The following is a 21,191-nucleotide window of genomic DNA, read 5'->3' on the forward strand; positions in this document are numbered from 1 at the left end:
TCAGAGATTTCGACATCGCTGAAATGCGCCTTGAGCGGTTCGAAGTCCTTATCCGGTGCATGGGTTTGGTCCACGTGCGTCAACGATTCTGTCCAGGCCAGGGCGGCGCGTTCACGCTCGGTGAAATGACCGCTCACGCGCCATCCTGCCAGACTGTCCTGCTTAGCCTCCGGCATGCCGTCGGCGCGTAGTTCCTTCGCATGCATTTCCAGGCAAAAAGAGCATCCATTGATCTGCGACATGCGCATCCAGACCAGATCGATCAACTGTTTGCCAAGGCTGCTCTTTCCCAAAGCTTTCTTAGTGGCGGTGAACCCTTGATAGGCTGCGGGAGAGAGGGTCCAATAAGACAAGCGAAGCGTACTCATAATAGGTTTCCATATAGCGGTTGGCAGAAATGCATCCCCTTGGCCAGCAGGCCTTGGCGAAAATAGAAACGTTGCCCCAGCGCGTTTCCCAATGCGGTATCAAGAACAAAGTGGGCGCAGCCTTGTCGCTGCGCTTCTTCGCGCAATGCATCAATCAGCTTGCCGCCCAGGCCGTGACGGCGAGCGTCGCTGGCTGTCACCAAATCGTCGACGTAAAGGAATCGTCCATATAGAAAATTCTCCTGAATGCGATAACCAGCCAAACCTTTAACCTGTTCGCCCTGCCATACGGCCCGCAGGCGATACCCTTGCTCGGCCTGACGGCGCGCTTGCGCGACGAATGCAGCAGCATCGGTCAGATGAGGTCGCAGTTCACGCATGACGTTGAAGCAGGCCTGGTAGCCCTGAACAGTATTTATAGGCTTCAATTCAAAAGTGCTCATGTAGATTTCCTTGTCGTACAGTCGTTACTGTAGGAAAATAATGGCCTAGTGCATAGGTACAAGAATTAACTAAATTAATGGGACATTGCTGATGGACTTACAGCACTTGAGGCCAAGTCGAGAGCAAGACGCACCGATCTACTTGCAGTTGTATCGGCGTTATCGGGAGGCGATTGCAGCCGGTAAGCTGCGCCCCGGGGACCGGGTGGCATCCGTGCGCAGCTTAGCCAGCGAACTTAGCCTGGCGCGTGGCACGGTCGAAATGGCCTATCAGATGTTGGTAAGCGAAGGCTATTTCGTGGCGCGTGGCGCTGCGGGAACAGTCGTATCTCCACGACTGGAAAGCCTGGTTGAACACAACCACGCCAGAAAATCTGTGGCTGCTGCGCACGCATCCCCTCACCCGCAAAACATAAGTGATGTTGCTCTGCCCTTCCAGCTCGGTTTGCCGGCGCTGGATGCGTTTCCGCGCAAGACCTGGGCGCGTCTGGCTGGGCGCAACCTGCGCATGCTGGAGCCAGAAACTATGACCTCTGCCGATCCAGCCGGATACGAGGCGCTGCGGCGCGCCATTGCCACCTATCTTGGCATTTCACGCGGCATCGCCTGCACACACGAGCAGGTATTCATTACGGTGGGCTATCGAGGGGCGCTGGAACTGGTGCGTCGCACGTTGCTACAAGCGGGAGACCTGGGCTGGTACGAGGATCCGGGATACATCTTCGCCCGGCAATTCCTAGAGCGCGCCGGAATGCGCCTGGAGCCGGTGCCTGTCGATGAGGAAGGTTTGAACGTGAGTATCGGCCAGCAACGCGCCGCGCATGCGCGTTTCGCCGTGGTCACTCCCACGCATCAAAGTCCTATGGGTGTGGCCCTGTCGTTACCACGCCGGCTGGAATTGCTTGATTGGGCGGCTCGCAGCCAGGCATGGATTATCGAAGACGATTACGACAGCGAGTTCCGATACCACGGCCGGCCCTTACCCGCATTGAAAAGTCTGGATCGTGATGGGCGAGTGCTCTACACCGGCACCTTTAGCAAGGTGCTTTTCCCCGGCTTACGGCTAGCCTATCTGGTTGTGCCCACGTCCCAGGTCGGGAAGTTTAGCGATATGGCAAATCACCTTCCCGGCCCCGGCTCGATCTTGCCTCAAGCCATGGTGGCCGGTTTCATGGAACAGGGCCACTTTGCGCGGCACCTGCGCAAGATGCGCATCCTGTATGCGGCCAGACGCGGCTATTTGGTTGATGCTCTGACGCAGATGATGAGGGAAAGTCTACATATACAGCCACAGGCAGGCGGAATCCATGTCTTGGCTAACCTGAACACCAACACGCGTCAGAGCGACAAGATCCTGGCCGCAGCCGCCCAGGCCAACTGCCTCGCCGTCCAGGCACTCAGTCATTGGCGGTTGCGCAAGTCAACGCAAGGAGGTTTGTTAATGGGGTTTGCCAACTTCGCAACGGCTGACGGCGCAACCGCGTCGGTTTCGCGCCTAAAAGCGGTACTGGCTAAGCTCTAGTGTAGGCGTTCGCCAGTACTCTGGATTTATTCAGCCAAAACTGAAGGACGGCTGGCAGCAGCTTTAGGTGGCAGCCCGCCCTTCCAACGGCGCACTATTCGCTGGAACACCAGCGCATTGGGTATCTGCAACAGCGCCCCCGGATGCTCTTCTGAGCTGTCCTGGAGAGTGATATACAGCAGACTGATATCCACCACTTCGCCCTTGGCGCCCGGCTTTTCGGCCGTATCCAGAATCTCCACGTAATCACCCAGGCGAAACGGGCGCGCGGTGAAGATAAGGAAAGCGCAGAAAATGTTCGACAGCACGCTCCATGCGGCAAAGAAAGCCACGGCACCTACCGCCGCAAAGCCAGTAAATGCTGTCCACAGCACTGTCCCCGAGACGCCCAGCCGCCCCAGCACCAGCAGTACGGCCGTCGCCATGATGATCCAGCGCACAATAGATACGGTTGGCTTCATCAAATGCATGGGCAGGTCGTAACGTTGACTTGCGCGCCGCACAATGCGTCGCAAGCCGCGCTGCAAGAACCAGGCGCCGAGCACGATAATCAGCAACTGAATGACTAAAAAGAGCGAACCCAGCCATGCGTGAGTCCAGGCGGGGAGATAAGGCGTCAAATTGGCAAGCATGGGGGAAAGCTCCAGAAAGAACTGCTGCGGGCAGGCAAACTACTACTGCTGCTTCAAGCCCACTTTCTCGACCAGTTGCCGGTTGGATGCCAGTTCTGCCTGAATATCGTGGGCGAACTGCTGTGGCGTACCGGTGGCGGGAATGTTGTCGCTGTCCACCAGTAGCTTCTGGATCTCAGGCGTTGCAACGATCTGGTTGATCTCTGTATTTAGCTTCGTGACGATCCCTTCCGGGGTGCCGCCAGGCGCAAAAAAACCAAACACCGACATTTTGTTGGCGGCGGCATAACCCAATTCGTTGAAGGTGGGCACTTGGGGCAGGGAATCGACACGCGCTGGTGCGGCAATCGCCAGCGGCACAAAGGTGCCATTGGCCACATTGGCCTTTAGTACGGGGCTCATATTCGTGGAGATCAGCTCAAACTGCCCGCCCAGCGCGTCGGTCATTTGCTGGCCCGCGCCTTTGTAGGGGATATGCGTGACTGTTATCTTCCCAGCCTGCTGCAGTTGCTCCAGCATCAAGTGCCCCAGTGAACCCTGCCCGGATGTCGACCAACGCAAAGATCCGGGCGCCGCCTGAGATTGCGAGATCAGATCAGCCATAGTCTTGCCGCTGAAGGCTTTGGTGCCCAGTAACACCACCGGCGAGACCATCACGCTGCCGATCGGAGCGATATCGCTTTGTGGATCGTAGGGCGTTTTGCGAATGGCCGGGGACAGTGCTAATGGGCTAACAGACGAGAACCCAATGGTGTAGCCGTCGGGTGTTGCCCTTGCCACGTCGTTCATTCCTATTGTTCCGCCTGCCCCGCCCTTGTTCTCGACAACCAACGAAACGCCCAGGCGTTCACTCAGTTTTTCCGAAATAGCGCGTGTGATGGAATCGCTAACACCACCCGGCGGATAAGCGACGATGACGCGTATGGTTTTTTCGGGCCAGCCGGCCGCAAGGACGGTCGTGGAAGCAGCGGCCAGCACAACTGCAGTCAGCATGCGGCGGAATATTCTGGAGCACATGGATCTCGTCCTTAAGGAATGATAGATACGGCAAGGATGAAAATTGTACTTCGGTCTCAGGCCCCAGGGTTTTGCTGCATCCTGGCAGCGATGCGACTGCGCAAACGCATCTCTCCGCCTTTTCTCTTGCTCTTAGGGGTAAACCCGCAGTAAAATACTTTGCATGCAAACTAACTCCCCACTTGATCCGGGACCAACGCCCGAACGTCTGCAAGCACGCTCGCGATTCGGAGCTCTTCTTGGAAGCGTATACAGACAGTGGCGTCGTCAGGTAGATCTTAACTTCAAAGATTTGGGGCTATCCGATGCCACGCGCATGCCCCTGCTGGTGCTGTACGTACAAGAAGAACCTTTGCGCCAAAAAGATCTGGCGGACGCGTTGTATCTGGACACGTCATCTTTGGTGCGCGTGCTGGCACAACTGCGAAAGGCGCAGTTGGTCGACTGGTCCAGCGACCCCGCCGACCGGCGTACTAAGTGCATTGTTCTGACCCCTGCGGGGCGCGAAACCGCCGCGGTGATCTTGGCCAAGAGCATGGAAATCGAGCAAACCATTTTGGCAGACCTTTCTCCACACGAACAGGAAGTCACGCGCCGAGCGCTGGTAAAGATTTCGCGGCGCTTTGATGCGCTGGGTAGTTAAATAAAAATACGGTTGAAAAATGAAATTGAAAGGATCGCCCTATGCCTGGGTGAGTTTTGCCATGATTGTCGGCGTGATGGGCACTGCACTCATCAGCCCCTTGTATGCACTCTACAAAGAGGCGTGGCAATTGCAGACGAGCGACATCTCGCTCATTTACGTGATCTACATGGGCGGTGCATTGTGCGGCTTGTTATTTTTGGGACGTTTGCCTGATCGCCTTGGTTTCCGCCCAATGATGGTGTTTGGCCTGACGCTGGCCTTGATTGGCACGGCCGTCAGCCTGATCGCGTGGAACATGGCTAGCCTGAATGTTGGGCGCTTTGTCGTGGGTGTGGCGTCAAGTATGGTGACCACCAGCGCTACGCTGGGTTTGTCCAGACTGTCCCGCTCCGGCAATACACAGCACGTAGCCATGATGACCGGCTTTCTGATGGCCTTTGGATTTGGTTTAGGGCCTTTGCTGGGGGGCATCGTTGGTCAATGGGCTCCCGCCCCATTGATAATCGCCTATGTCCCGACTCTGTTTTTGGGCGCATTAGGCTTGACAGCGTTATGCCGCCTGGAATTACCGGATAACGCCAGGGCCAAGCCGGGTGCACGCTTGCGTTGGCGCGATATCGTCCCAACGCTAACTTGGCCAGAGCGAGCTACATCAAAGGCTTTTGTACTGACCTGCTGCCTGCCCTTCCTGGCTTTCGGCGTCTTCGGTCTGTATGCGTCCATGGCGCCGCTGTTTCTGGACAAGCTGGTGCCCTGGCATGGCCCAGTGGTTAGCGGCACGACCATTGCCTTGATCTTATTTTCCTCGGCCATCGTCCAAGTGATGTCCGCACGCATGCCTACTCACTGGTGCGGCGCCGTAGGGTTGATCAGCCTGGTGGCCAGCAACGCAATATTGATGGTGAATCTGGGGGCTGGCTCAGTGGTTTTGTTCGCTTCGGGTGTGTTGCTTACCGCGCTGGGTCACGGTATGACCATGCTCGCCGGTATGAGCATGGTTAACTACCTAGCCACGTCCAACAATCGCTCTGGACTGTTGGCTACCTATTTGGTGGCTGGTTATGTGGGCAGCATGGTGCCAATGATGGGTATTGGCTGGATTGCTGACCACTGGGGAATGGAAACGGCCGTCTATACATTTTGTACTATAGTCATCGCGGTGGGGGTGACTGTGGCGGTGCTTTTCCAACGTCATCCCCACATGCGGCCACCCAGGAAGGAGTAAACCCATGCCGATCAAGCCATCCGACGACGACCACTCTGAAGCTGTTCCTCCGAACACGCCAGCGCCGGACGCCCAACCAACGAAACCCCCTCCGCCGCTTGAGCGCAGTCGATTCGGGGGCTCGGAACGCCGGCATGAACATCCCGTCGACGACGACGCGCCGGTATCGCGCAGCGACCTCAGCAAAGGGCCGCAAGAACTGATCGAGGACCCTGCGGTGCGCATCAACTGGCGCGTTCTGCTGATCTCGTCGATGGTCATCCTCGCCTTCTCGATCTGGGCCATCGCCGTGCCCGATGAAGCGCGCACGACAATGAAAACGGCCGTCGACTGGATTGCGACGAATCTCGGTTGGTATTACGTGCTCACAATGACGCTTGTGATCGGTTTCGTGCTTTGGGTCGCGTTCTCCAAGGAAGGCGACGTACGGCTCGGCCCCGACCACTCTCGGCCGCAGTACAAGCTCGCGACCTGGGTTGCGATGCTGTTCGCAGCGGGTGTCGGGATCGACATGCTCTTCTACTCGGTCACCGGCCCCGTCGTGCAATACCTGTACCCGCCCTCCGGCGACGGTGGCACAGCCGCGGCAATGCAGGATGCGGTCATCTGGACGATGTTTCACTACGGCATCGCTGGCTGGTCGGTTTATGCGCTGCTGGGCATGGCGATGGGGTACTTCGCTTATCGGTGGGGCATGCCTCTGTCGATCCGTGCCGCTCTCTATCCGCTGCTCGGCAAGCGCGTACGCGGCCCCCTGGGTGACGGCATCAGCATCATCGCACTGGTTGGCACGGTGTTCGGCGTCGCCACGTCGATGGGCATCGGCGTCGTACTGCTGAACGTCGGCTTCTCGCTGATCTTCGGCCTGGAGCAGGGCCTCTCGTTGCAGATCGCGTTGGTCATCGGCGCAGTGGTTCTGACCATCGCTGCCACCACGTCTGGTGTCGACCGCGGCATCCGCTGGATCTCCGAGCTGAACCTCTGGAGCGCCGTAGCGATGATGGTCTACATCCTCGTTACCGGACAGACGGCATTCCTCTTGAATGCGCTTGTCGAGAACATCGGTCAGTTCATTGTCACGTTCCCGTCACGCACGCTGCAGACCTTTGCCTACGAGCCCGGCAGCGCCGAATGGATGGGTGGATGGACACTATTCTTCTGGGCGTTCTGGCTCGCGTGGGGGCCGTTCGTAGGCGTCTTCCTCGCTCGAATTTCGCGCGGGCGCACGCTGCGCGAGTTCGTGATTGCGGCAATCACTGTGCCGGTAATGTGCGACTTCATCATCGTTTCGCTGTTTGGCAACTCGGCCCTGTTTCAGGTACTGCAGGGCAACACGGCGTTCGCCGAGCTTGCGGTGCAGAGCCCGGAACAAGGTTGGTACGCATTGCTGGAAATGTTCCCTGGCGCGATGTTTCTTATCGGTCTGGCGACACTCTCGGGCCTGCTGTTCTACCTCACCAGCGCAAACTCGGGCGCAATGGTGATGTCGAACTTCTCGGCATCGATCCCGGATCCGTCGCACGACGGGCCGAAATGGCTGCGCATTTTCTGGGCCGTGCTCACCGCGGTGCTCACTGTGGCGATGCTGCTTGCGGGTGGTGTGACGGCGATGGAGTACGCAACGCTTATCTTCGCGTTACCCGTAACGATCATTGCCTACCTGGTGATGGCGTCCTTCTACAAGGTACTGCGAATGGAACGGGCCGAGCGCGAGGGCCAGGTACTGCGCAGGCCATCAATGGCCCCAATGGGCGGCCACATGCCAGAGCGTTCGTGGAAGCAGCGGCTTGAACAGCTGCGCGCGTTCCCGTCTCTGCGGCAAGTCACCCAGTTCCTGGAACGCACAGTGCTGCCGGCGCTCGATGACGTCGCCGCCGAGTTCCGGAACCAGGGCTACGAGGTCGAACGCAGCACCATAACCAACGCGAGCGGCACTGAAGAGCCGCTGCTGCGCGTATCGATGGACACCTTCCGCGCCTTCCATTACCAGGTGGCCATCGTCGAAGCACCGGTGCCGATGTTCAGCGGCCGAATGTCGCGCGAGACTGACGTCTACTACCGGCTCGAGGTGTTCACACAGACGGGTTCAGGCGGCTATGACCTGATGGGCCTCACAAAGCAACAGGTGATTGACGACGTGCTCGAACGATACGAAGCCCACCTTGCATTCCTTACCTTCTCCTCGGAGACCTCTACCGCATCAGTCCTGACTCCGCCGATACTGCCTAAAGATCAGTAATCTGCAGTACCGAAGGATGCGGAGACATCTAATAAGGTTTTTAGTACGAGAGCATCGACGGCCTAAAAAAGCTCACCCGCGCATCTTGCAACGCAGAGGGGCGGGCCGTGTTGCTATCATTATCTCTGGCCAACAAAGCGGCTCAGACTCGCGCAAGCTCCGAAGGCCTGAACGACCACCCCACATCCATACTTAATTTGTGAGCGATAGCCAGCAGGCGCGCCTCGGAATAGGGTCGTCCTATCAGCTGCACACCCATGGGGAGGCCACGAGCATCGAGCCCCATCGGCATCGACAGCGCCGGCAGGCCCAGAAAGCTAAACGGTCGTGTCAGGCAAGTCAGGCGGGGAACAAGGCTATGCACGTTTCCACCCGCTTCCATGTCCATGTCCTCAATGCGTGGCGTGGGCATGGGTAACGTAGGAAGCAAGAGAACGTCCACATCGGCAAAAGCTTGGTCGATGAAGCGCTGCAGCATAATGGGACGCAATTGCAGCGTTTCCATATAGCGGATGGCTGGTAGATGCAGCCCTGGCTCAGTGCGGGTATAAATCGCTTTCGAATGACTCTCGGGAGCGCTTGCCATGGTGGCAGCATGCACCTGCGCGGCTTCGACCTTGGATAACATGTCACCCAGCGCATAAAGTGCGCCCCAGTCGTCGAATTGTCGATCGACGACACCGCCCCACTGTCTGGATGCCATCTGTACTGTCTTTTCAAAACAGGCCATGACTTCGTCATCGATGGGGTCAGAGGGCCGGAACAAACCAAGACGCGTATGGTTTGCGGCCGTTTCAAGCGCCGTAACATAATTGGGAACTGCAATGCCCAGCGTATCGCTGTCGCCAGGGTCGGGGCCGGCAATTGCCTGCAACATGACAGCGCAATCCTGGGCAGTGCGCGCCAGGGGGCCAATCACGTCAGAGGACACCGAGCGAGGAAAGGCTCCGTAACGAGAAACACGCCCAAAACTCGGCTTGAGGCCGAATAGGCCGTTGACTGCCGCCGGAATACGTACCGAACCACCAGTATCTGTGCCCAGCGCAGCAAAAACGCTACCACTGGCAACAGCTACGGCCGACCCGCTGGAAGAGCCTCCAGATATATAGTCGGTATTCCACGCATTCAAACAATCGCCAAAATGCACGTTGTTGCCTGACGGGCCGGCGATGATCTCGCTCAGGTGCAGCCTGCCAATTTCTATGGCCTTGTGGGCATTAATGCGTGCGATAACGGTTGCCGTCATAGTATCGGCAGGACGCGGGCGCCTCGCGCCGACCGTCATTGTCTCGCCTTCATGTGCGAGGCAGTCCTTGTGCGCGAGCGGAATCCCTTGCAACACATGCTCAGGACGTTCGTGACGCTGCTTCTCGGCCTGTTGCAAAGCAGGCTCACTCCGTATCTGCAGGAAGGCGTTTGTTTTCTCCCCCACCTGACGCGCCCTGGCGATGGCTGCGCTGGTCAGCTCCACTGTGTCCAGTTGCCCCTTCTTCAAGGCAGCATGTGCTTCACAAAGGGTTAAGTCCAGTACATCTCCCGTCATGATATTCCTTGATTGGTGGAGTCTTGCAACGACTGCATTACCGAGGGAAAACTCACTAGTGGCTGCAACGGGCTCAGGTGTCGTTCCGCCATTTCGCGGACTGCATCGTTGATGCGCAGAACTTCCTGACAGATGTCGTTTGCATTGGCACGGCTGGATACGCCGTAAAGTGCCTGCAGGCCGCTCTCCAGCAGGATCGCGTATTGCTCTTTCTGTGTTTGCATGGCTTTAGTTCGCAACGCCTGCCCGTTCAACGATGGCCGGCCAGCGCTCCACATCGCGCTTGACGAGTTCAGCGAGAACTTCCCGTTTTCCCGGGCTGACGATTAAGCCTTGGGTTGCCAGAAAGGCCACGATCTCGGGATCCCGCAAGGCATTGTTCAGCGCCTCGTGGAGCATCTCTATTTTCTCCGGTTCCACGCCCGCAGGGGCGAAGAGTCCATACCAGAGATCAATTTCAACTGCCGGGTAGCCAAGCTCGGAAATGGTGGGTGTGTTTGGCAGCGCGGCACTCCGGCTCGCCCCGGTCACAGCAAGCGGTTGAACATTCTTTGACTGAATTTGCGGCATGGCAGCGGCAACTGAAGCTGCGTACAAGCTGACGCGCTCGCCCAGAAGGTCGGCCATCGCGGGGCCTGCTCCCTTGTAGGGAATATGTTGCATTTCTATTCCGGCCTCCTGTTCCAGCAACGCCACGGCCAAATGGGAAATACTGCCTATCCCGGGCGAGGCGTAGTCCAGCTTTCCAGGCAGCTCTTTTGCCGCCTTGATTGCCATTGGCAAATCTTGGTACTGACCCTTGGCGTTCGATACCAGCAGCAATGGGGACGTAGCCATTAGACCGATGGGCTGAAAATCACGTATGGGATCCCAACGGACATTTTTATAGATGGCCGGTGCAATGGCGACAGTATCGAGCTGGCCAAGCACGAGATCATGGCCGTCCGGGCGCGCGCGAGATACATAGTTCATCGCTATCGTACCGGCTGCACCAGGCCGATTTTCAACCACCATTGTCCAGCCTGTCTGTTCCGCCATTTTATTAACGATGGTACGTGACAGCAGGTCGGTTCCACCGCCAGGTGCAAACGGCACAGTGACCCGAATCGGCTCGTTAGGGAAATTGCTAGCGTGTGCGCCGACGGCGCCAAGCGCCAGCAAGCTGGAAAACAGGGCGGTGAAAAAAGTCGACCGTTCCTTCATGGTGGGTGCCTCCGGCTGTGTTCTGTTAAGAATTGGCCATTCTAGGAAGACAGACTATTAATGTCTAATATAATATTCATGAACTATTAATATCTAAAATATTACCAATGCTCCTGGATGCCCGCCTTGCTCGAATGTTTTGCGTTATGGCCGAAGAGCTGCACTTTGGACGTGCAGCGAAGCGCATGTTCATCAGTCAGCCGCCCCTGAGCCAGGCAATTCGGCAGCTTGAGCACGATCTGGAAGCACAGCTATTTGTCCGAACAACGCGGTCGGTCAAGCTGACGCGAGCCGGGCAGCTGCTCTATGACGAGTTACAGCAGATGGAACACCAAACCGGCCATATACGTTCGCGTTTAAGGGCGATAGCCATGGGCATGCGCGGCGTCGTGCGTATCGGAGTTACCCCCTCAGGGCTTTACTCGAACTTCTCCACTGTGCTGCGCTACTTTCGGGAACATCACCCAGATATAGATCTGAACGTTACCGAATCAAGCACCGAAATCATGAACGATAAGGTGAGACGCGGACAGCTGGATATTGGCTTGATGCGACCTCTGGCGCCAATGCCGGGCGTATCAACCCAGGTGGTGTACCGAGAGCCGCTCCGCGTAGCAATGCGTATGAACCATGCGTTGGCCGACAAGATGATAGTGACCGGCCAAGACATGCAAGGCATGTCACTCATTACCTATGATCCGCTGCGGTCGCCATATTTCCATTACCTGAGTACACAGTGGCTCGACCGGCATAATGTGGCAGCACGCCATGTGCAAGGCGGCCTCCTGCCCACCATACTGGCGTTAGTCGATGGAGAAATGGGGCTGGCGATCGTACCCTCGGTGTTCGCCCAATTCAAAAGCTTCGGGTTGCACTACGCCGCGTTGGAAAACGCCGATGCGTACCTCGCAGAGCTTAGCGTGGCCTGGCGCAGCGATGAGACCGACCCGCTGGTGATGTCGGTTATCGAGACCCTGCTGGAGAATCGAACGCTGTTTGCAGGTAGCGGGCTCGCATAAACCCCCTGTCCTGGCGTCCTACGCCCCCGACTTCAATCGTTTCACCAACACCGGCACGAACAAGAACATAAAGGCCAGTGCCAGGAACACGATGGAAATTGGCGTTTCGAAAAGAACGGACACCCGGCCCTGCCCCGCAGCCAGTGCTGTCCTGAGCTGATTTTCGGTCATCGGCACTAAAATCAGGCCGATCAACAGCGGAGGAATGGGAAAACCGTAAACGCGCATCGCATAGCTGACCACGCCCATCGCCGCCATCAGGCCCAAGTCAAACACCGAGCCCGATACCCCCCAGATTCCCATCATCGCAAAAACCAGGATACCGGCATACAACTGCGGCCGCGGGATCTGCAACAGCTTTACCCATATGCCGACCAGTGGCAGATTCAGCACCAGCAGCATGAAGTTGCCGATATACAAAGACGCAATCAGGCCCCAGATCAGTTCCGGATTGCTGGTGAACAGGAAGGGCCCGGGCTGTAGACCATAGTTCTGGAACGCCGCCAGCAAAATGGCTGCCGTGGCCGATGTGGGTAGACCCAGCGTAAGCAGCGGCACCAGAATGCCAGCGGCAGAAGCGTTGTTGGCGGCCTCTGGCCCTGCGACACCCTCGATAGCGCCTTTACCGAACTCGCCCTTGTACCGGCATAGCTTCTTTTCAAGCGTATACGACAGCATGGTCGGAATTTCAGAGCCGCCGCCGGGAATCGTGCCTATCGGAAAGCCGATAGCCGTACCGCGCAGCCAAGGCTTCCATGAACGGCGCCAGTCTTCGCGGGTCATGAAGGCCTTGCCCTTGATGGGAATAATATCGTCCTTCCCTGCTACGTAGCGGCTGGCAACGTACAGGATTTCGCCGATGGCAAAGACAGACACCAGCACTACAGTCAATTCCACGCCATCGAGCAAAGCGGCAGCGCCGAACGTCATGCGTGGCTGCCCGGTCATGGCGTCAATACCGATGACACCCAGCGCCAGGCCCATGAACAGGGATACAAACCCGCGCACCCGCGATGCGCCCATGACAACAGCCACCGACGTAAACGCAAGAATTGTCAGCGCGAAATAGTCGGCCGGTTTAAGCAGGAATGCCAGCTCCGCAACCACTGGCGCAGCAAATGTCAGCAGCAACGTCGCGATCGTTCCGGCAACAAAAGAGCCGATAGCCGCCGTAGCCAGTGCCGCTGCGCCACGGCCCGCCCGCGCCATTTTATTGCCCTCGAGCGCAGTCATCATCGACCCCGCCTCGCCAGGGGTATTGATCAGGATGGAAGTGGTGGACCCGCCATACATGGCGCCATACAACACACCCGCAAACATGATGAAGGCCGATACCGGCCCCACCGATACCGTGACCGGCAACAACAGTGCAATGGTCAGGGCAGGCCCGATGCCGGGAAGAATACCAATGGCGGTTCCCAATATGGACCCAACAAGGGCCCACATCAGGTTCGTGGGGGTCAGGGCAACTTCAAAGCCATGAAGCAGCAGTAGCAGTGTATCCATCAGAAACCCGCCAAGGGAAAGAAGCCACCCAACTGAAGGCCCAGCCAACCAAATAGAAACCAGCACATGCTGGCCAGCACAAAGCCCACAATCAGGTCAGACACCAGGCGTTGTGAACCAAACGCGCGCGCCACCAGCATGAATGACAACATTGCAGTCACCGGCAGCCCAAGGAACTCAATGGTCAGGGCAGGCAATACGGCCGCCAGCAAGGCTGTAAAAAACGCTCGCTTGTCCATTGCCTGGCCAGGCGCCGCATTCTCTGCTTCATCTGGCTCGAAGACTTCGCCTCGAGCAATTTGAATCAGCAACAACACGCCCAGCCCTATCAGCCCCAAGCCGACACCGGCCACGAACATGCCAGGGCCGATAGCGGCATACTGTGCGGTTGCCGCCAGTTCGGTCGAGGCATAAAAGCAGATCGCCCCCAAGAGCATCACGGCCAGCCCCAGCCACCACGGGCCTTTACGCAACCACGTCATCTACATTCCTTCACCGGTATTAGGGGATTACTTGCTTAACCCTGCGTCTTTAAGAATTTTATTGATGCGGGTGCTTTCATTCTGGATGAATTCGCCGAATTCATTACCTGGCATGAAATAAGCATCCCAGCCCTGCTTTGCAAGCACGGCCTTCCACGCTTCGCTTTGGTCCAGCTTGGTAAAGCGCTCTACCCATTCCTTATGATTGGCTTCAGGCATGTCGACTGAACCCAGGATACCGCGCCAATTGGCGATTTCCACGTCGAATCCCGCCTCTTTGAACGTAGGAACGTCTGGCAAGCTCTTCATACGCTCGGCTGTCGTGATGCCTAATATACGTATGCGGCCTTCCTGGGCAAATTGCTGGAATTCAGAGATACCCGAAATACCAGCCTTCAGTGTGCCGTTAATGATGCCAATGACCGTGTCTGCACCACCGGCCTGCGGAATATAGTTCAACTTTGGAACTGGCACACCGGCGCTTTGCGCCAACAACGCCAATGCAATATGGTCGACACCACCGGCAGAACCGCCGCCAACCGCCGACGCGCCAGGATCGCTCTTGAGCGCGGCAACAAAGTCACCCAGGTTTTTGTATGGGGAGTCGGCCTTGACCGCAAGCACCAGATATTCAGCGGTCAGGCGTGCGACCGGTTTGAATTTGCTGAGATCGACGGGAGAATGGTTCAGTGTGATTGCGCCCACCGTGATCGCGCCGAATACCGCCAGGGCGTCCGGTTTGCCCTTCTGCGCACGCTGAAACTCGGACAAACCTATCGTGCCGCCCGCACCGCCTTTATTGGAAAAATTCACAGTACCGGTATAGATACCCGCCTGCTTCATGGCCTGGAATGCCTGGCGCCCCGTCGCATCCCAACCACCGCCGGGATTAGCAGGAAGCATTACGCTGACCTGGGCATGCGCCGCGCCCGCGCACAGTGCGGTGGCAACAGCCAGCGATTTTAGTAACTGTTTGAATTTCATTACGGCTCCTCGAATTCTTTCTGATTGTTCGTCGTTCACAACGCGTGCCGGCAGAGTAAGCGGGCGCCTAGTACCTGTCAATGCGGTTTATCCCGCTGCAATCGAAATGCCGTCGCCCTTACGCCATTGCCCCAACAGCTTGAGAACCTGAGGCTCCCTGGGGCGTTGCAGCAAGGCTTCAAGTTTAGCCTCGTAGGCGACACGATAGGGTTTCATCTGATTTTTCAGGAAAGCCTCCACACTAGGCTCTGCCCACCTTTCATAAAGGGTGAAAAGATGCTTGTCGTTTGCATCTTGATGCAGATCGCAGGATATGAAGGCTTGCTCCTTGGCCATTTCTTCGATCACCGTATTCACCGCTACTTTCCATTCTTCAATACGGTCAGGGCGGACGTGGAGCTTTACGTAAAAAATCAGGTCTTCAGTTGGCATGAAATATTTTCCGGATGGGTTAAGCATGGCTGATGGGCTGTTAATCATAATAACGCCGCTTGTATAGTTTTTCTGCGCGTTTAGTGAACACTAAACGCGCAGATGCCTGCGTTATAACGCCTCACTTCCCTACCGAAGCCGCTTGACTATCCACATCAAGCCCGCCGCGATAGCGCCAGCCACCACGCCCAGCATGAAATTAGCCAGCATGGGGCCTATCGCGGCAAGCAGGGCCGGCCCTACTCCAGACGAGCTACTGACTCCAGGCAACAAATGATGCAGCCATGTCTCGAAACCGGGCAGACCATGTGCAAGTATCCCGCCACCCACTAAAAACATCGCTACCGTACCTGCAATGGAAAGGCCTTTCATCAAGTAGGGGGCCATGATCAATATGCCGCGCCCTATCGCGCGCCAGGTGGCAGCCAATGCACCTTGCTGGCGCTGACTAAGATATAGACCAAGGTCATCGAGCTTGACGACGCACGCAACGAAGCCATAAACGCCTACCGTCATAATGATGGCGACGGTCGCCACCACGGTCGCCTGTGTCATGAATGCGGCCGTCGCCACGGTACCCAACGTGATAGCGATAATTTCTGCCGACAAAATGAAATCGGTGCGTATCGCACCCTTAATCTTGGCTTGTTCTGGTATTGCCGTCGGCGTTGATGGATCTGTGGCGACGTTCGGCGCATCAAGATGCGCCTTCTCGTTCGCGTGGAAAAGGCTATGAATAATTTTCTCTACCCCTTCATAACATAGGTAGAGGCCCCCCAGCATCAGCAACGGGGTGATGGCGACAGGCAGGAAAGCGCTGATGGCCAACGCCAGCGGCACGAGGATCAGCTTGTTCCAGAACGAGCCTTTGGCCACCGCCCACACGACGGGCAGTTCGCGCTTGGACGCCACGCCGCTGACCTGCTGGGCATTCAGGGCAATATCATCGCCCAATACTCCCGCTGTTTTCTTACTAGCCGCTTTAGTCATTAAGGCGACATCGTCCAACACACTGGCAATGTCGTCGAGCAGGGTTAACAGGCTGGCACCGGCCATAGCGTTCCGCAATGAATGTAGACAGCGCCATGGTACTTCGGCACAGAAAACGGTGCGAGCGATTTTACATACCGTATTGCGGTTAAATGTACGGTGGAAAACCTCAGTGACTCCCGCAACCAGGCATTTGCCGAGGTGCCGCATTTGATGCAAACTACCCTCGGCGGTCTACCCAAAAGTGACTATTCCAAGCCTAAACAGTCGACAGGAAACCCATGACACGCCCAACGATGCCAGCGCCAATAGCATTACAAACCCTGATCGGCGAGCATCCGTCCGTAGCAGGGCTGCGTGACCTGGTCAGCCGCGTGGCACGCAGCAAGGCCGGCATCGTATTGATTTACGGCGAAACGGGTACCGGCAAAGGGCTGGTTGCCCGGACTCTTCACTCACAGTCTGAGCGGGCTCAAAACAATTTCACCGAAATAAACTGCGCGGCCATTCCCGGCAACCTGCTCGAATCAGAACTGTTCGGCCACGAGCGTGGCGCCTTTACTGGCGCGGTGGAAAAGAAAGTCGGCCTGCTGGAAGTGTCTAATGGCGGCAGTTTGTTTCTGGACGAAATCCGGGAACTGGATCCTGTCATGCAAGCAAAGATCCTGACATTGCTGGACAGTCGGCGCTTTCGCCGAATCGGCGCCGTAAATGAACTGTCGACTAATGCACGCTTTATTGCCGCCACCAACAAGATCTTGCTCAACGAGGTCGTGGCAGGAAAATTTCGCGACGATCTTTATTACCGGCTGCAAGTCGTCTCTATCAACATTCCCCCGTTGCGGGATCGAGGCGACGACGTACTGGTGTTGGCGTATCGGCTTTTAGCCAAGTACAACGCGCTGCACGACAGCCACTTCACCGAGATTGACCCGGCAGTACAAGAAATTTTCCGTCAGTATCGTTGGCCAGGCAATGTACGGGAGCTCGGCAATTTGCTCGAACGGATCTGCATCCTTGAAGAAGGTGAATGCATATACGAAAGACACCTGCCCCCACGCATTGTGCGCGAGGTCATCAGGCAAGACAGTGATGGCGATAGCCTTCATGACGAAGCCATTCACGCCATGCCCGCTGCGCTATCCGCTGGCGAACCCATGTCGGCCGGCGATTATTTCGAGCGAACCATGCAGTTTCAGAAAATACTCATAGAAAATGCCTTGCAGCGCAGCCAAGGCAACTTGAGCCGGGCTGCTGGCTACCTTGGCATATCCCGCCACGCCCTTCGGCATCAACTGGCCAGGCTAGGGATGTCAATCAGCAAAGACTGAATACGGCTGTGCCGACTGCCACGCCCCTTTAATTAGCCGTAATGTGGTGCTGCTGAGCCAGCGCTTTCCAGCGATCCAGGTCGGCAGCGACACGCACGGAGAATTCTTTACTACCGATGGCTGATGGCACGGTGCCATCCAGTTCCAGCAAGCCCGCCAATTGATGCGACTGGCCGGCTTCGTTGACGGCCTTGTTCAGCGTTTCGATCAAGTCTGCCGGTGTACCGGCCGGGGCAAATACGCCGACCCAAATGTCGACGCCATAACCTGGCACTGACTGTGCTGCAGACGGTAAGTCCGGAAATGCGGCATGCTTGCCAAGCGCCGTCGTCGCCACCAATTTGACCTTACCGGTAGGAAGAAGCGATGCCAGTGAGCTGTAGTTGGCGAGCATAAGGTCAATCCGCCCGCCCGCGAGATCAGATGCCGCATTCGCCGAGCCTTTATAAGGCACATGAACGATGTCTATATTTGCGGCATCACCCAGCAACGTGGTCGCCAGATGTGCCAGCGACCCTATGCCGGCGGTGCCGTAGTTCAATACACTCGGGTTCGCACGCGCCGCCTTCAACAGTTCGTCAAATGACTCGTAATTTTTTTCCGACGACACCGCAATAACAAGCGGACCCTCGCCAATCATGGCAACAGGAATAAAGTCTTTGACGGCATCGTACGGTATGGTTGGCTGCGTTGCCGCCGCAGTAACAAAGGTGGATGAAGTCAGCAACAAGACCGAGCCGTCTTTAGGCGCCTTCGCAACGTGATCCGACCCGATCACCCCAGCAGCGCCGGCGCGATTTTCAACGATGACATTCGCGTGAAGCAGCTCGCTCAGCCGTGGAGCAATTACCCGGGCGATTGAATCATTACTGGCGCCGGCCAAAAATGGCACAACGATCTTGATTTGCTTGGGCATCGGTGTCGCGGCATGGCTGAAAGCCACAAGAAAAAACATAGAGCTCATAACCAGAGCCATTTTAGAGATCAGATTTATCATCAAGTCACTCCCTCCTATATGTGGTTGTAAATAAGCACGTCTTAAGGCGTGCTTATGTTGGTACTTGTTATAGGCTTACCGCCAGGTCCAATAGCGGCGCATATTGCTGCGCACCGAAAATATCGCCGTCTCCCGCCGACCCGCTTGGCCTGAGACGATAAATCGTGAACTTAATGGCAAGTCCAGGATCATATTCGACGAAATCTGAAATGCGCTCGGCAGGAATGCCATACAGTTGGCAGACCGTTTCGCGAGTCAAGGCTTTCGAGTTTTTGACTGCCTCGTAGGTCTTGCCGTCGCGGAAAATAATATCGAACGTAATTTTGTTCACGCCGGCATTTTTGCTACGTATCGTTTTAGCTAATTCGTTAAGTTTATGTATTGTCATGACGCGGCTCTGCTCAAACACCTGCTACGGTGAGATTAGTGGGGAAAAGTTCAAGCACGTCATTGACGGCCATAGTGTGATTCAGCGTCCAGCGATATGCAGCGCTAGCTTCGACCACTTCATCCAGCGGGAACGATACAGATCCAGCCGTTCCTTTCACGTCTGGCAGGCGGGCATAGAACATCTGACGCAAACCAATCAGCGTGAGTTCTTCCGCCATTTCTTTAGTCGGTGCGACACCCTGCACCATCACAGCCACTTCGTGCCCCACTGAATGTCGCAGCGGTTCCAGCGGCCCCATTACCCCATCACGGCCATATACGTTGTAGTGCAGCTGGTAGCCGGTTTCACCAAAGCGTTCACGCACTTTTTCTTTTGCCCAGTCGATGACACGATCCACGTTCGCAATGGTGTAGGGGTCCCGTATGCCGCACAGCCCGATGAAACGTTCGCCCACCTTGCCCGAACCTTCAAGCTTGACACGCACCGTGTCATCTGGCGTAAACCGAGATCCCGTAATGCGAGTGGTTCGCTCGCTGATCTGCTCGTAATGGCAATTTGTCATATCGAGTTTGCCGCCGGCAAAGAACTCTTCGAACGGGTTGGATCGCTCGTACATGGCATGCCCCGCCACCGATGCGATTGTGCAGCGCTGATCGGGATGCATGGCGGTTACCTTGACTTCGCCATGCGATATCTCGCCCATCACGGTTTCTTTCCCACCATAGGGTTCCGCGCAGAATGAAGCGCACTCCAAAACCTTGCCCAGATAGTAGGCATTGTCAGCGGGAAAGCCGTGGAAAATGGCCGGAGCCGCAAATAACGCAGCATCGGAACTGCGGCCGCCAATAACGACATCGGCGCCTTGCTCTAGCAGCTTGATATAAGGATGCGCCCCGGCCACCGCCACAATACGGTCCGTGGCATCCAGCTCAGTTTCGGTCAAGTTCTCATAGCCATCCAGCCCCAACACACCGTCGCCGTTGCGAATGTTCTTGCGCACGGTTTCCTTGTCGACTTCCGAATAAAAATAGCCCACGTTGAACTTCGGCAGACTATGTTTAACCGCCAGCTCCTGGATAATGCGCACATACAGGTCTACCCGACTGTTTGAACCGGTATCACCGGCCGAACCAATAATCATCGGCACACCCAGCTTTCGGGCAGCCAGCAACATTTGCTCCAGATCGTGTCGTTGCCATGCTTCCGGGCTGGTCGAGGTATCCGAACCCAGCGGCACCGGCCCCACATCGTCACTACCTGAGTCGGCGGCAATATAGTCCGGGCTAGCGTCAACACCAATCTGAAAGCTTTCCGTGCGCAGTGGCGCAAAGCCCAAATGCCCGTTAGGACAAATAATTTTCATTGAATCCATCTGGCTTCTCTTAAGTTGTCATGATCAAAGGCCGGGCAATACATGCACCGGTCCTGCAACAACCTACGCAAACCACGTGCCAGTTCAGGTGTTCCTTACGATTTCATTGTTATCAATGAGTTAGGATTGACTGCGATTTAAGCGTTCAGATTGCACAACAATATGCGTGAAATACACGCTGCTTATCGCGTGCATTTCACGCATACAGATATCGACCATTCACATGCGTGGCAGCGCCGGGTATAGTGCCAGGACCTATCCATTCATCTCATTCATTTTTCAAGGAATGAAGACCATGACAGATCCAGTAAACAATTTTCAGAGCCCCAACGAGCAAATCACCAAATCGCTCAGCGCGCTGCGGGCACACTGGGGTTGGTTCGTCGCGATCGGTATCGCGCTTGTGGCGCTCGGCGCCATTGCGCTGGTTCATGTCCTGGCCGCCACGCTGATCAGCGTCATCTTTGTAGGAACACTGATGTTGATCGGCGCCGTAGGCCAGTTGATTCAGGCGTGGCGGGTCAAGAACTGGAGCGGTTTTATTGTTTGGTCTTTGAGCGGGTTGCTGTACGCCGCGGCAGGCATCGTGGCCATCGTGAACCCATTCGCCGGCGCCGCCCTGCTAACGCTTTTGCTGGGGGCAACGCTCATTGGCGCCGGCGCTTTCCGGCTGTGGGTCTGGTTCAATAATCGTGCGCAGCAAGGCTGGGGCTGGCTGGCTTTCTCGGGTCTTATCACGTTTGCCACCGGGATTATTATCGCCATAGGCTGGCCCGCCAATAGCCTGTGGATTCTGGGTTTGCTTTTGGGCTTTGACTTGCTGTGCCAGGGCTGGTCGCTGTTGTTTGC

22 protein-coding genes are annotated in these 21,191 nt (G+C 56.5%); 7 read left to right on the forward strand and 15 right to left on the reverse strand.

All coding sequences use genetic code 11. The annotated features are described in order from the left end of the window. Both ABWO67_RS11800 and ABWO67_RS11805 read right to left on the reverse strand, forming a co-directional pair. A partial coding sequence (locus tag ABWO67_RS11800) for a carboxymuconolactone decarboxylase family protein (RefSeq protein WP_353151909.1) occupies positions 1-368 on the reverse strand: 368 nt, incomplete at its 3' end. After that, positions 365-811, reverse strand: a complete 447-nt coding sequence (locus tag ABWO67_RS11805; protein WP_353151910.1) for a GNAT family N-acetyltransferase — start codon at positions 809-811, stop codon at positions 365-367. The genes ABWO67_RS11800 and ABWO67_RS11805, both read right to left, overlap by 4 nt. A 91-nt stretch (positions 812-902) precedes the next feature. Here ABWO67_RS11805 and pdxR point away from each other — a divergent pair, with 91 nt between their 5' ends. Further along, positions 903-2,333 (forward strand): MocR-like pyridoxine biosynthesis transcription factor PdxR, encoded by a 1,431-nt coding sequence (gene pdxR, locus ABWO67_RS11810; protein WP_353151911.1) that lies wholly within the window; start codon positions 903-905, stop codon positions 2,331-2,333. 26 nt (positions 2,334-2,359) lie between these two features. Here pdxR and ABWO67_RS11815 read toward each other — a convergent pair whose 3' ends face one another. Together ABWO67_RS11815 and ABWO67_RS11820 are read right to left on the reverse strand one after the other, a co-directional pair. Then, positions 2,360-2,965 (reverse strand): mechanosensitive ion channel family protein, encoded by a 606-nt coding sequence (locus ABWO67_RS11815; RefSeq protein WP_353151912.1) that lies wholly within the window; start codon positions 2,963-2,965, stop codon positions 2,360-2,362. A gap of 42 nt (positions 2,966-3,007) precedes the next feature. After that, a complete protein-coding gene (locus ABWO67_RS11820; protein ID WP_353151913.1) occupies positions 3,008-3,982 on the reverse strand; it encodes a Bug family tripartite tricarboxylate transporter substrate binding protein in 975 nt (324 codons plus the stop codon). A gap of 163 nt (positions 3,983-4,145) precedes the next feature. On the opposite strand from ABWO67_RS11820, the gene ABWO67_RS11825 reads away from it, so the two are divergent. From ABWO67_RS11825 to betT, 3 genes are read left to right on the forward strand one after another with little or no spacing between them, the layout of a single operon-like run. Then, positions 4,146-4,625: a MarR family winged helix-turn-helix transcriptional regulator gene (locus ABWO67_RS11825; protein WP_353151914.1), complete on the forward strand. Its 480-nt coding sequence runs from the start codon at positions 4,146-4,148 to the stop codon at positions 4,623-4,625. Positions 4,626-4,644: 19 nt separating this feature from the next. Next, the gene (locus ABWO67_RS11830) at positions 4,645-5,853 is read left to right on the forward strand and encodes an MFS transporter (protein WP_353151915.1); all 1,209 of its coding nucleotides are present in this window, start codon (positions 4,645-4,647) and stop codon (positions 5,851-5,853) included. 4 nt (positions 5,854-5,857) lie between these two features. Then, positions 5,858-8,092: a choline BCCT transporter BetT gene (gene betT, locus ABWO67_RS11835; protein ID WP_353151916.1), complete on the forward strand. Its 2,235-nt coding sequence runs from the start codon at positions 5,858-5,860 to the stop codon at positions 8,090-8,092. Positions 8,093-8,234: 142 nt separating this feature from the next. Here the strand turns inward: betT and ABWO67_RS11840 are convergent, their stop codons facing one another. The 3 genes from ABWO67_RS11840 to ABWO67_RS11850 are packed head-to-tail and all read right to left on the reverse strand — an operon-like array spanning position 8,235 to position 10,838. Next, positions 8,235-9,635 carry an amidase gene (locus tag ABWO67_RS11840; RefSeq protein ID WP_353151917.1) on the reverse strand — a complete coding sequence of 467 codons (1,401 nt, stop codon included), beginning with the start codon at positions 9,633-9,635 and terminating at the stop codon, positions 8,235-8,237. Continuing rightward, the gene (locus tag ABWO67_RS11845) at positions 9,632-9,859 is read right to left on the reverse strand and encodes a hypothetical protein (RefSeq protein WP_353151918.1); all 228 of its coding nucleotides are present in this window, start codon (positions 9,857-9,859) and stop codon (positions 9,632-9,634) included. The genes ABWO67_RS11840 and ABWO67_RS11845 overlap by 4 nt, the downstream gene beginning before the upstream one ends. A gap of 4 nt (positions 9,860-9,863) precedes the next feature. Further along, entirely contained in the window at positions 9,864-10,838 is a 975-nt protein-coding gene (locus ABWO67_RS11850) for a Bug family tripartite tricarboxylate transporter substrate binding protein (RefSeq protein ID WP_353151919.1), read from the reverse strand. Positions 10,839-10,972: 134 nt separating this feature from the next. On the opposite strand from ABWO67_RS11850, the gene ABWO67_RS11855 reads away from it, so the two are divergent. Further along, positions 10,973-11,857: a LysR family transcriptional regulator gene (locus tag ABWO67_RS11855; protein ID WP_353151920.1), complete on the forward strand. Its 885-nt coding sequence runs from the start codon at positions 10,973-10,975 to the stop codon at positions 11,855-11,857. Between the two features lie 18 nt (positions 11,858-11,875). Here ABWO67_RS11855 and ABWO67_RS11860 read toward each other — a convergent pair whose 3' ends face one another. From ABWO67_RS11860 to ABWO67_RS11880, 5 genes are all read right to left on the reverse strand, one after another. Continuing rightward, entirely contained in the window at positions 11,876-13,363 is a 1,488-nt protein-coding gene (locus ABWO67_RS11860; RefSeq protein ID WP_353151921.1) for a tripartite tricarboxylate transporter permease, read from the reverse strand. Further along, the gene (locus tag ABWO67_RS11865; RefSeq protein WP_353151922.1) at positions 13,363-13,845 is read right to left on the reverse strand and encodes a tripartite tricarboxylate transporter TctB family protein; all 483 of its coding nucleotides are present in this window, start codon (positions 13,843-13,845) and stop codon (positions 13,363-13,365) included. Before ABWO67_RS11865 ends, ABWO67_RS11860 begins: the two co-directional genes overlap by 1 nt. A 27-nt stretch (positions 13,846-13,872) precedes the next feature. Continuing rightward, positions 13,873-14,829: a Bug family tripartite tricarboxylate transporter substrate binding protein gene (locus tag ABWO67_RS11870; protein WP_353151923.1), complete on the reverse strand. Its 957-nt coding sequence runs from the start codon at positions 14,827-14,829 to the stop codon at positions 13,873-13,875. Between the two features lie 87 nt (positions 14,830-14,916). Beyond that, a complete protein-coding gene (locus ABWO67_RS11875) occupies positions 14,917-15,309 on the reverse strand; it encodes a putative quinol monooxygenase (RefSeq protein WP_353151924.1) in 393 nt (130 codons plus the stop codon). Positions 15,310-15,390: 81 nt separating this feature from the next. Further along, positions 15,391-16,317: a DUF808 domain-containing protein gene (locus tag ABWO67_RS11880; RefSeq protein WP_353151925.1), complete on the reverse strand. Its 927-nt coding sequence runs from the start codon at positions 16,315-16,317 to the stop codon at positions 15,391-15,393. Positions 16,318-16,532: 215 nt separating this feature from the next. Here ABWO67_RS11880 and ABWO67_RS11885 point away from each other — a divergent pair, with 215 nt between their 5' ends. Beyond that, positions 16,533-17,582 (forward strand): sigma 54-interacting transcriptional regulator, encoded by a 1,050-nt coding sequence (locus tag ABWO67_RS11885; protein WP_353151926.1) that lies wholly within the window; start codon positions 16,533-16,535, stop codon positions 17,580-17,582. Positions 17,583-17,610: 28 nt separating this feature from the next. On the opposite strand, the gene ABWO67_RS11890 is transcribed toward ABWO67_RS11885, so the two are convergent. The 3 genes from ABWO67_RS11890 to ABWO67_RS11900 form a co-directional block, all read right to left on the reverse strand. Further along, the gene (locus ABWO67_RS11890; RefSeq protein WP_353151927.1) at positions 17,611-18,546 is read right to left on the reverse strand and encodes a tripartite tricarboxylate transporter substrate-binding protein; all 936 of its coding nucleotides are present in this window, start codon (positions 18,544-18,546) and stop codon (positions 17,611-17,613) included. Positions 18,547-18,646: 100 nt separating this feature from the next. Next, positions 18,647-18,967, reverse strand: coding sequence for a DUF4387 domain-containing protein (locus ABWO67_RS11895; RefSeq protein ID WP_353151928.1), 321 nt, complete (start codon positions 18,965-18,967; stop codon positions 18,647-18,649). Positions 18,968-18,980: 13 nt separating this feature from the next. Then, positions 18,981-20,342: an acyclic terpene utilization AtuA family protein gene (locus ABWO67_RS11900; protein WP_353151929.1), complete on the reverse strand. Its 1,362-nt coding sequence runs from the start codon at positions 20,340-20,342 to the stop codon at positions 18,981-18,983. Between the two features lie 295 nt (positions 20,343-20,637). Here ABWO67_RS11900 and ABWO67_RS11905 point away from each other — a divergent pair. Then, positions 20,638-21,191: HdeD family acid-resistance protein (locus ABWO67_RS11905; RefSeq protein WP_353151930.1), on the forward strand; the 554-nt coding region annotated here is incomplete at its 3' end.

Source organism: Pollutimonas bauzanensis, from assembly GCF_040393045.1.
GTDB classification, from domain to species: Bacteria; Pseudomonadota; Gammaproteobacteria; order Burkholderiales; family Burkholderiaceae_B; genus Pollutimonas; species Pollutimonas bauzanensis_A.

Coding starts and splice junctions, on each gene's coding strand:
- ABWO67_RS11805 (WP_353151910.1), bottom strand. CDS start 811: ATGAGCACTTTTGAATTGAAGCCTATAAATACTGTTCAGGGCTACCAG.
- pdxR (WP_353151911.1), top strand. CDS start 903: ATGGACTTACAGCACTTGAGGCCAAGTCGAGAGCAAGACGCACCGATC.
- ABWO67_RS11815 (WP_353151912.1), bottom strand. CDS start 2,965: ATGCTTGCCAATTTGACGCCTTATCTCCCCGCCTGGACTCACGCATGG.
- ABWO67_RS11820 (WP_353151913.1), bottom strand. CDS start 3,982: ATGTGCTCCAGAATATTCCGCCGCATGCTGACTGCAGTTGTGCTGGCC.
- ABWO67_RS11825 (WP_353151914.1), top strand. CDS start 4,146: ATGCAAACTAACTCCCCACTTGATCCGGGACCAACGCCCGAACGTCTG.
- ABWO67_RS11830 (WP_353151915.1), top strand. CDS start 4,645: ATGAAATTGAAAGGATCGCCCTATGCCTGGGTGAGTTTTGCCATGATT.
- betT (WP_353151916.1), top strand. CDS start 5,858: ATGCCGATCAAGCCATCCGACGACGACCACTCTGAAGCTGTTCCTCCG.
- ABWO67_RS11840 (WP_353151917.1), bottom strand. CDS start 9,635: ATGACGGGAGATGTACTGGACTTAACCCTTTGTGAAGCACATGCTGCC.
- ABWO67_RS11845 (WP_353151918.1), bottom strand. CDS start 9,859: ATGCAAACACAGAAAGAGCAATACGCGATCCTGCTGGAGAGCGGCCTG.
- ABWO67_RS11850 (WP_353151919.1), bottom strand. CDS start 10,838: ATGAAGGAACGGTCGACTTTTTTCACCGCCCTGTTTTCCAGCTTGCTG.
- ABWO67_RS11855 (WP_353151920.1), top strand. CDS start 10,973: ATGTTTTGCGTTATGGCCGAAGAGCTGCACTTTGGACGTGCAGCGAAG.
- ABWO67_RS11860 (WP_353151921.1), bottom strand. CDS start 13,363: ATGGATACACTGCTACTGCTGCTTCATGGCTTTGAAGTTGCCCTGACC.
- ABWO67_RS11865 (WP_353151922.1), bottom strand. CDS start 13,845: ATGACGTGGTTGCGTAAAGGCCCGTGGTGGCTGGGGCTGGCCGTGATG.
- ABWO67_RS11870 (WP_353151923.1), bottom strand. CDS start 14,829: ATGAAATTCAAACAGTTACTAAAATCGCTGGCTGTTGCCACCGCACTG.
- ABWO67_RS11875 (WP_353151924.1), bottom strand. CDS start 15,309: ATGATTAACAGCCCATCAGCCATGCTTAACCCATCCGGAAAATATTTC.
- ABWO67_RS11880 (WP_353151925.1), bottom strand. CDS start 16,317: ATGGCCGGTGCCAGCCTGTTAACCCTGCTCGACGACATTGCCAGTGTG.
- ABWO67_RS11885 (WP_353151926.1), top strand. CDS start 16,533: ATGACACGCCCAACGATGCCAGCGCCAATAGCATTACAAACCCTGATC.
- ABWO67_RS11890 (WP_353151927.1), bottom strand. CDS start 18,546: ATGAGCTCTATGTTTTTTCTTGTGGCTTTCAGCCATGCCGCGACACCG.
- ABWO67_RS11895 (WP_353151928.1), bottom strand. CDS start 18,967: ATGACAATACATAAACTTAACGAATTAGCTAAAACGATACGTAGCAAA.
- ABWO67_RS11900 (WP_353151929.1), bottom strand. CDS start 20,342: ATGGATTCAATGAAAATTATTTGTCCTAACGGGCATTTGGGCTTTGCG.